Origin of the sequence: Novosphingobium sp. (genome assembly GCF_020852455.1) — a bacterium.
Lineage (GTDB): Bacteria > Pseudomonadota > Alphaproteobacteria > Sphingomonadales > Sphingomonadaceae > Novosphingobium.
This window is the reverse complement of sequence record NZ_JADZAT010000013.1, coordinates 1-8,657: the sequence shown is the minus strand read 5'-3', so window position 1 is coordinate 8,657 and position 8,657 is coordinate 1. Positions and strand designations below refer to the sequence as shown.

Annotated in this window: 7 protein-coding genes; all 7 read left to right on the top strand. The window is 61.0% G+C overall.

The annotated features are described in order from the left end of the window. Window positions 1-187: 187 nt before the first annotated feature. Complete coding sequence (locus tag IT549_RS06905; RefSeq protein WP_292971245.1) at window positions 188-1,282, top strand: HPP family protein; 1,095 nt, start codon at window positions 188-190, stop codon at window positions 1,280-1,282. 128 nt (window positions 1,283-1,410) lie between these two features. Further along, window positions 1,411-1,821: a hypothetical protein gene (locus IT549_RS06900; RefSeq protein WP_292971243.1), complete on the top strand. Its 411-nt coding sequence runs from the start codon at window positions 1,411-1,413 to the stop codon at window positions 1,819-1,821. 142 nt (window positions 1,822-1,963) lie between these two features. Then, a complete protein-coding gene (locus tag IT549_RS06895; protein ID WP_292971241.1) occupies window positions 1,964-4,027 on the top strand; it encodes a TonB-dependent receptor in 2,064 nt (687 codons plus the stop codon). Window positions 4,028-4,043: 16 nt separating this feature from the next. Next, window positions 4,044-5,420: a PepSY domain-containing protein gene (locus tag IT549_RS06890; protein ID WP_292971239.1), complete on the top strand. Its 1,377-nt coding sequence runs from the start codon at window positions 4,044-4,046 to the stop codon at window positions 5,418-5,420. 331 nt (window positions 5,421-5,751) lie between these two features. Then, window positions 5,752-6,348 (top strand): TetR/AcrR family transcriptional regulator, encoded by a 597-nt coding sequence (locus tag IT549_RS06885; RefSeq protein WP_292971237.1) that lies wholly within the window; start codon window positions 5,752-5,754, stop codon window positions 6,346-6,348. 32 nt (window positions 6,349-6,380) lie between these two features. After that, the gene (locus tag IT549_RS06880) at window positions 6,381-7,526 is read left to right on the top strand and encodes an efflux RND transporter periplasmic adaptor subunit (protein ID WP_292971235.1); all 1,146 of its coding nucleotides are present in this window, start codon (window positions 6,381-6,383) and stop codon (window positions 7,524-7,526) included. A gap of 10 nt (window positions 7,527-7,536) precedes the next feature. Further along, window positions 7,537-8,657, top strand: a 1,121-nt coding sequence (locus tag IT549_RS06875) for an ABC transporter permease (protein ID WP_292971233.1), incomplete at its 3' end; no start/stop codon positions are given.

Below are 8,657 nucleotides of genomic sequence, written 5' to 3'. Positions count from 1 at the left end.
GGCTTTACCTATTCGCCCGCGTTGCAGGGCGCAAAGCTGACTTGGGATGAGCAGACGCTGTCAGCCTATCTCGAAAATCCGCAAGCGTTCGTGAAGGGCAACAAGATGGCTTTTGCCGGATTGAAAAAGCCCGAGGATCGCGCAGACCTCATTGCCTATCTCTCGACCCTGAACTGAGCTTGTCTGGATGACCCAGGCGCGTGATACCCAGACCCACCTGCACGGTGTTCGTCTCCCAGGGTTCTCGTGGCTGGATCGCGTCAAGGCAGCGTCCGGGGCGCTATTCGGAATTGCCCTGACGGCGTTTGTGTGCGCCCTGCTTGCCAGGGATCCGACTGCCCCGTGGATAGTTGCTCCGATGGGCGCTTCCGCTGTCATCCTTTTCGCGATACCGGCCAGTCCGCTGGCACAACCCTGGGCCGTGGTCGGCGGCAACACCGTTTCAGCACTGGCGGCTGTTGCCTTGACCCGCTTTATTCCCGATCCGGCTCTGGCTGCGGGCTGTGCGGTCGGTGTCGCCATCCTGGCGATGACTGCATTACGTTGCCTGCACCCGCCTGGCGGTGCTGCGGCATTGCTCGTTGCGTTGGGCGGAGCCGAAGGTCCGGCGCACAGCTGGTTGTTTGCGCTGCAGCCGGTCGCCCTGAACTCGCTGCTTCTGGTGCTTTGCGCCATGCTCTATCACCGGGTTTCCGGGCACAGCTATCCGCACCGGGCCGACGAAACGACCGGACTACGCGGCCGGGGTCGCACCTCGCCCATCGGGAGGATCGGCCCTTCGCCAAATGCACTGTCCGAAGTGCTGGGAAGCTACGGCGAGGTTCTCGATGTCAGCGAGGACGATCTGCAGACGCTCTTTCGCGAAGTCGAACTGAGACAACTGGAGCAGGATACGGCAAGCCTGACGTGCCGCGACATCATGTCGGCCTGTCCGATCAGCGCGCCTGAAGAACTTGGCCGCGATGAAGTGGAGGCGCTTATGTCCGAACGCCGCCTGCATGCGCTGCCGGTTGTTGATCGTATGGGCAAGGTGCGCGGCATCATTACCGCTTTGGATCTGGTGCGGCCCGGCACAATGGCGAGAGATCTCTCATCCGGGGCACTTCTGGCCCGCGAGGATGCAGCTGCAGCTTCGCTGGTGCGCCCCCTTGCCGATGGTAGCCGACATGAAGTCCTGATTGTCGATGGCTCGCAGAAGCTGATCGGGATTGTTACGCAGACCGACCTTGTCGCAGCCTTGGCAGGTATCTTGGCGTCGATGCGTAATGCGGGTGCAGACTAAGTGACAGCGGGATGCTTTGGACAGACTCCGCGAGCTGTTGCAAAAACCGGTATAAGTGAGCCGAAGAGCCCAGTGGTAAAATTGCCGGATGGAATGGAAACTCCCGCTGAACTCTCTATAGGCTCGCCATGCGTTTGCTCCGTACCGTGATCCTGGCACGCCCTTATATTGCCATGTTGTTTCTGGCGATAGCGCTGTGCGTGAAGGCATTGATGCCGGCGGGCTATATGATTTCGGCCGATTCCAAGACCTTTACCGTTGGAATTTGTTCTGAGGGAATGGGGGCGGCCAAAACCATAACGATGACGTTCCCCATGGAATCCGGAAAATCAGGCGCTCCCGCCGATAAGGGGGCAACCGATAGTCCCTGCGCTTTTTCCGTGCTTTCGACGGCAATGATGGGCGGAGCCGATGCGCCGCTTCTGGCACTGGCGCTTCTCTTCATCCTTGCGCTGGGTTTTCTTCCCCCAAGTGCATTACCGCGCGTCGGCGCGGTGCGTCTGCGGCCGCCTTCGCATGGGCCGCCTTCGCGGGTCTGAGCCGATCAGCAGAATTGCTGGATGAGACTGCCTGCCGCTGATCGCGGTGGATGCAGTTTTCGCTAGCGTTTCTTTGACTCGGCAAACGCGCCCCGGCCTTGCGACCGGAAGCCAATGACCAATTTCTCAAGGATTATCAGAAATGAAGACCTCGCTTGTCGCACTCACTGCGGCTCTCGTTTTCGCTGCGCCTGCTTTTGCCGAAGAGGCAGAGGGCGGTGATACTCAGCGCGACATTATCGTCACCGGTACAAAATTCTCAGGCGACTTTGGCGGCAAGTCCGGCATTCCCATCGAGCGTGTGCCACAGTCGGTGCAGATCATTGGTGCGGAAGACATTATTGAGCAAGGCGCAACCTCGATCGGCGATCTGTTGCGCAATGTGCCCAGCGCTAGCCCCGGCTATTCGCGGGTTGGAGCATATCAGTCGTTCAGCCTGAAGCTTCGGGGCTTTCTGGCCGACCAGATGCGCAATGGCATTCGTCAACGCTACTACGAAGATGTCGATGCATCGGCATTGTCCAACATCGAGCGCGTGGAAGTGCTGAAAGGCCCGTCGGGCGTGCTCTATGGCCAATCGGCGGTAGGCGGAATCATCAGCATCATCACCAAGCGGCCAAAGGAACAACAGGCCATCAGTATGGCCGCGACCATGGGCAACTATGACCAGAAGATGCTGACCGTCGATATGACCGGCGGCCTTGCCCAAGGGCTTTCAATCCGCGTGACCGGCGAGGTCGAGCGTTCCGGCACTTTCGTTGATTTTCAGGACATGAACCGGCTCAATGGCGCGGTGAGTCTCCGTTATGCGCCCTCTGACAGGGTTACGGCGAACCTTGTTGCCGAATATGTCGAGCGTGATACCCGCCGCAATCCCGGCCTGCCAATCAAGGGGACGGTGGAAAGCAATGGTGTCGGTCCCATCGCGCGCAGCCAGTTTCTTGGCGAACCAAGCATCGATGGCATGAAGGCTAGTGCGCCGCTGGTTCAGGTATGGGTCGATGTCGCGCTGTCGGACAAATGGATAGTAACCCCGCGTTTCCAGTACAGTGAGTTCAACACGCGCTTTCACCAGATTCGCGCGCGCGCGCCTCAGGCAGACCTGACGACAATCAACCGCAATGGCCGTCAGGGTGAGGAGAATGACGAATATTATATCGCCCAGCTCGATATTTCCGGCGAACTCAACACCGGCGGCATCAAGCACAAACTGCTGTTCGGCTTCGAATATGACTGGGAGCGCGGCCGATTTACCCAGTCCAACCTCACCAATGTCGCACCGATCAGCGTGCTGAATCCGGTCTATACCTTTAGCATGACGGCACCGGTGCGGGCCTTTGCCTTCGACAATTTCTACAACATAGATGGGCAGGCGCTCTATTTTCAGGACCAGATAGACCTGACTGAGCGCTGGAATTTGATCGGTGCGCTTCGTCACAGTTGGATCGATGCCGCAGACGGCACGTTTGGCGGCGCTGCGGCCAATCAGGCCAAGACCAGCACCACAATCTGGCAGATAGGCTCGACTTACAAGCTCAGCGACGCGTTTTCAGTCTATGCCGGGTATAATACCGGCTTTGATGTGGAAAGCAGCGCCGCAGCGCGGTCTGCCAATGGTGATCCGTTGCTGCCGGAAAAGTCATCGCAAGCCGAGCTGGGCCTGCGCTTTGTCTCCGGTGCATTTCGCGGCTCTGTTTCCGCTTTCGAAATCAAGCGCAGCAATGCTCTGACAACAGACCCCAGCAATCCCGATTTCAGCATTAACGTCGGCGAGCAGCGCGTGCGCGGGATCGAAGCGGAAGGCGTCTGGCAAGCGACCGACTGGTGGACCCTGCGGCTGGGTTACGCCTGGCTCGATTCCAAGATCACCAAAAGCAACGATGGCGATCAGGGCTTGCGGATTGGCGACGTGCCCCGGCACAGCTTCAACGCCAGCACAGAAGTGCAGGTGCCCGGAACACAATTGTCTCTGCGCGGCGGCGTCAATCATGTCAGCAACCGTTTGCTCGTCAACGGGAGCAGCACTGTGCTGCCCGCTTACACATTGGCCAGTATCGGCGCGGGCTACAGGATCGGGCGATTTTCCATCGATGCGGCGCTCAATAACCTGTTCGATGAACGGTATTTCACGGCGTCGGGGAACAGTTTCGCCGTTTATCCCGGCGATCCCCGGACATTCAGCCTGCGCCTCGGCGTGAACTTCTAAGGGGGGGGGCAAGCGCATGGCGACGACAGCAACCGAAGCGGACGACAATGCCATCACCCACGGATACCGTGCCGTGTGGCGCTGGCATTTCTTCGCTGCACTCTGGATTGCACCGTTTCTTATCATCCTGACAATAACCGGGGCTCTCTATCTGTTCGACCGGGAGTTTGAAGGCTGGTGGAACCGGGACGTTCAGACGGTGGCGGTCGGCAGCCAGGTCTTGCCGCTGGCCAGGCAGGAGGCGGCAGTGCTTGCCGCCTTCTCCGGTGCCACGGTCAATCGGGTCGTGCTGCCGCGTGAAAGCGCGGCGGCGTCGATCTGGAGCATCACCGACGGGGGAGAGGCGCGTGACGTCTATCTCGATCCCTATAGCGGGAAGGTGACGGGAACGACCGACCCGGACTGGCAGCCAATGAATATCATTCGCGATCTGCACGGAACCTTGCTGGGCGGGGAGATTGGCAGTCATGCCGTCGAACTGGTCGCCTGCTGGACCCTTGTGATGATGGCGACCGGCATCTGGCTGTGGTGGCCGCGCAAATGGAAGGCCAAAGGCGTGTTCGTCCCCCGCCTAGGCACAAGCGGAAGGCGATACTGGCGTGACCTGCACAGCATCCCCTCCATCTTCAACGCGCTTTTTGTGATCCTGCTGGTGCTGACAGGCCTTCCCTGGTCAGCATTCTGGGGGCCGCAGTTCGCCCGGCTCGGTGACGTCGTTCCCTTCGTTGCCGCTTCGCCGAATTTCAAGGCTCCGCCCAAGGCAGATGGTGGCATGGCTGGGGATGACCACGCCATGCACCAGCAGCAAACATCCGATTCCAAATTACCCTGGACAATCCAGCACAGCCCCGCGCCGCGCGGTCAGGGCATGGGCAAAGCGGGAATCGCCGACATGGAAGCCCTGCTCCCCCGGCTGGATCAGTCGCGCTGGGGCGGCGGGGTCCGCATCATCTATCCGCGCAAATTGGGTGATGTGTTCACCATCTCCTATGTGCCGGACAAGGCCGAAGGGCAGCGGACCATCTATGTCGATCCTGGCAGTGCCCATATCATCGGCAATATCGGCTGGGCTGACTACAGCTCCACTGCCAAGGCGGTTGAATGGGGCGTAATGACTCATATGGGGCGGCAATATGGCCTCAGCAACCAATTGGCCAATCTACTGGTTTGCCTGATTCTCATCGGAGCAGTCATCGCTGGCCTGATCCTGTGGTGGAAGCGACGGCCGGAGGGAAAACTGGGCGCTCCATTGCTTGAGAAGGGGGATCGGACACCCACCGGCGTCAAGATTTTGCTCGTGGCCCTCGCCGCGCTTTTTCCGCTCCTGGGCGTTACGATGTTGCCGATGGTACTGTGGAGGCAGTTTAATTCAGTGCCGCCACAGCAGCTCTGACATAAGTACCGCCGTGCTTTCCGCTACGGGCCCCATGCCGTTCACAAGCCGCTTTCATGGGGTGCGGCAAGGAATCGACACGGGGCCCGTAACGCTGGTGCGCGATCACGCACCAGTCGGGTGGAGCGATTTGCGCCATGAAATTGACACAAGGATGAGGGTGCTCCCGCCCAACCGATTTAATACGCATATCATATGCGTAATAGCGAGTTGAGGAAAGAGGTATTGTTGCCATAGAGCAAATTTTGAGGGCGATGCGCCGGCGAACACCATCCAGGGGCGACCCTCAAAAGAAAGTGACGGCTTGCTTTTATTGTGACACAAGCACTGTATGAGCCGCCCCTACCTTTCCGCTGACATGCGGCGTGCCGAAATCGTTGCGACGGTGATCGGTCAGGCGGCGCATTGCGATCCGGCGGAAATCACCACAACGCAGATCGCATCGGCCATGGGTGTGTCGCAAGGTGCGCTGTTTCGTCATTTCCCGGACAAGATGGCGATATGGACCGCCGTGCTCCAATGGACTTGCGCCGAACTGAACAGCCGGTTCGATGCGTTGGTTGCCGATCATCCGCTTGCCAGGCTTGAGGCAATGCTGGCCGCTCACGTGGATTTCGTCATCGCCAGCCCCGGCGTTCCGCGCATCCTGTTCGGCGAGCTCCAGCGCGCCGGCGACACACCAACAAAAGCCATCGTCCGCGACCTGATGGCCGGATATCGGGCTAGAGTGGCGCGCGAGCTTTCCGCCGCGCGCGATGCCGGTGAAATCGCGGCAGGCACCGATGTCGATGCGGCGACCGTCATGTTCCTCGCCATGGTCCAGGGCCTGGTCATGCAGGCCCTTGCCGTGGACGATTTCTCGGCCATGCCAGCCTTGGCCCGCCGTTTGTTCGGCCTTTTCCGGCAAGGCCTTGGAGAAGCCCCATGAGAATACCCCTGCCGCAAAACCGAAGGGTGTGGATGCTGCTGGCGGTGCTTGTGCCGCTGGTAGTCCTCCTCATCTGGGTGGCGATCCGTTCGGGCCCGCTGGCGCCGATCAAGGTCACGGCGGTTGGGGTCGAGGAGCGCGCGATCGCACCGGCGCTGTTCGGGATCGGCACGGTGGAAGCGCGCTACATGCACCGGATCGGGCCGACCGCACCGGGGCGGGTAGCAAGCCTGTCCGTCGATGTTGGAGACCGGGTGAAAGCGGGTCAGTTGCTGGCCCTGATCGATCCGATCGATCTCGATCAGCGCATCGCAGCAGCATGGGGTAGTACGGCCCGCTCGGCGGCACTGGAGCAGGCGGCAGCCTCGCAAGTGGCCGATGCCGGGGCACGTCTTACCCTGGCGCGCAGCGAGGCGGCGCGCGGCGAAGAGCTGTTCCGTGGCGGTTGGTTGACCCGCGCGGCGCTCGACCAGCGACGCCAGGCGCTGGCCGCAGCCGAAGCCGGGCTTGCAGCGGCCCAGGCGAACCGGGCGGCCGCTGTTCAGGACCGTGGTCGGACCGGGGCGGAGCGTGCTGCCTTGCTAGAGCAGAAAGCCAATTTGCGCCTCATCGCGCCCAAGGCCGGGCTGGTCGTGCGCCGCCTCGCCGAACCGGGAACAACCGTGGTGGCCGGGCAAGCCGTCGTTGAAATAGTAGATCCTGCTGAACTCTGGATCAATGCGCGGTTCGACCAGACCCACGCAGGCGGAATCACGGCAGGACTTCCAGCGCACATCGTGCTGCGTTCACGGATCGGCGCGCCCTTGCGCGGCTCCGTCCTTCGGGTGGAGCCAATGGCCGATGCCGTGACTGAAGAGGTGCTAGCCAAAGTGACGTTTGATGCTGGCGCAGCACTTCCGCCCATCGGCGAACTCGCCGAAGTGACAATCAGCCTGCCTGCGCGTGGGCGCAGGCTCGCCTTGCCGAACGCGTCCATACACCGCAACGGAGGCGAACTGGGTGTCTGGGCCTTGCGCGATGGCGATCTGGCATTCGTGGCAGTGCGGCTTGGCGTGGAAGATGCCGAAGGCTGGGTGCAGGTACTCTATGGTCTGAATCTGGGGGATCAGGTGGTCCTGCACAGCGTCCGGCCGCTGAAGGCGTCGAGCCGCATCACCGTCGTGGACAAATTGCCGTGACGGTGCGGCAATGATCAGCCTTGCTGGCCGCGATATCCTGCATGGCTGGGGCAAGTTCGTCCTCACCGGCGTGGGGCTCGGCCTGCTGATCGGAGTCACGCTGTCGATGGCCGGGGTCTATCGCGGCATGATTGACGATGCAGAGGCCCTGCTCGACAACAGCGGCGCGGATATGTGGGTGGTCCAAAAGGATACGCTTGGCCCCTATGCCGAACCATCAAGCCTGAACGAGGATACCGAGCGTCCGATCCGGGCCATGAAGGGCGTCGATCGCGCGGCGGGCGTCACCTATCTGACCATGCAGATCGCACACAAAGGCAAGGACGTGCGGGTCATGGTGGTTGGTGCCGAAGTGGCTCAGCCGGGCGAGCCGGGCCAGCCCCCGCACCTCCTCGCCGGCCGCCGGATCGTGCAAGGTCATTACGAAGCGGTGGCAGACATAAAGACCGGCTTCGCAATAGGCGATAAGGTAAAGGTGCGCCGCAACAGCTATCGTATTGTCGGACTGACGAGCCGGATGGTTTCTTCAGGCGGCGACCCAATGCTGTTTCTGTCGCTCAAGGATGCACAGGAAGCCCAGTTCGAGAAGGACAGTGATGCGATCATGCGTCAGCGGGCGCGCACGGCTTCCAGTCCGACCTTGAACCCGCCCGGCAATCCGGCCGTGGCCGAAGCCGTGAATGCCGCGCAGACGACCAGCACCAGTGTCAATGCGGTGCTGGTAACCGTGACCCCCGGCACCGATGCCGAGAGTGTCGCATCCGCCATCCGGCGCTGGCAGCGCGTGACCGTTTATACGCGAGCCCAGATGGAAGAGATTCTCGTCGATAAGATGATTGCCAATTCGGCGCGGCAGATCGGCATGTTCCTGGTGATCCTCGCCATCGTCAGCGCTGCGATCGTCGCCTTCATCATCTACACCATGACCATTGGCAAGATCCGCGAGATCGCCGTGCTCAAGCTGATCGGCACGCGCAATCGCACGATTGCGGGCATGATCCTGCAACAGGCGTTGGGCTTGGGGCTGATCGGCTTTGCCGTGGGCAAGATCGCTGCGACCTTCTGGGCGCCGTTCTTCCCCAAATATGTCCTTCTGTTGCCCGCAGATTCGGTGCGTGGCTTCTTTGCCGT

Coding starts and splice junctions, on each gene's coding strand:
- IT549_RS06905 (WP_292971245.1), top strand. CDS start 188: ATGACCCAGGCGCGTGATACCCAGACCCACCTGCACGGTGTTCGTCTC.
- IT549_RS06900 (WP_292971243.1), top strand. CDS start 1,411: ATGCGTTTGCTCCGTACCGTGATCCTGGCACGCCCTTATATTGCCATG.
- IT549_RS06895 (WP_292971241.1), top strand. CDS start 1,964: ATGAAGACCTCGCTTGTCGCACTCACTGCGGCTCTCGTTTTCGCTGCG.
- IT549_RS06890 (WP_292971239.1), top strand. CDS start 4,044: ATGGCGACGACAGCAACCGAAGCGGACGACAATGCCATCACCCACGGA.
- IT549_RS06885 (WP_292971237.1), top strand. CDS start 5,752: ATGAGCCGCCCCTACCTTTCCGCTGACATGCGGCGTGCCGAAATCGTT.
- IT549_RS06880 (WP_292971235.1), top strand. CDS start 6,381: ATGCTGCTGGCGGTGCTTGTGCCGCTGGTAGTCCTCCTCATCTGGGTG.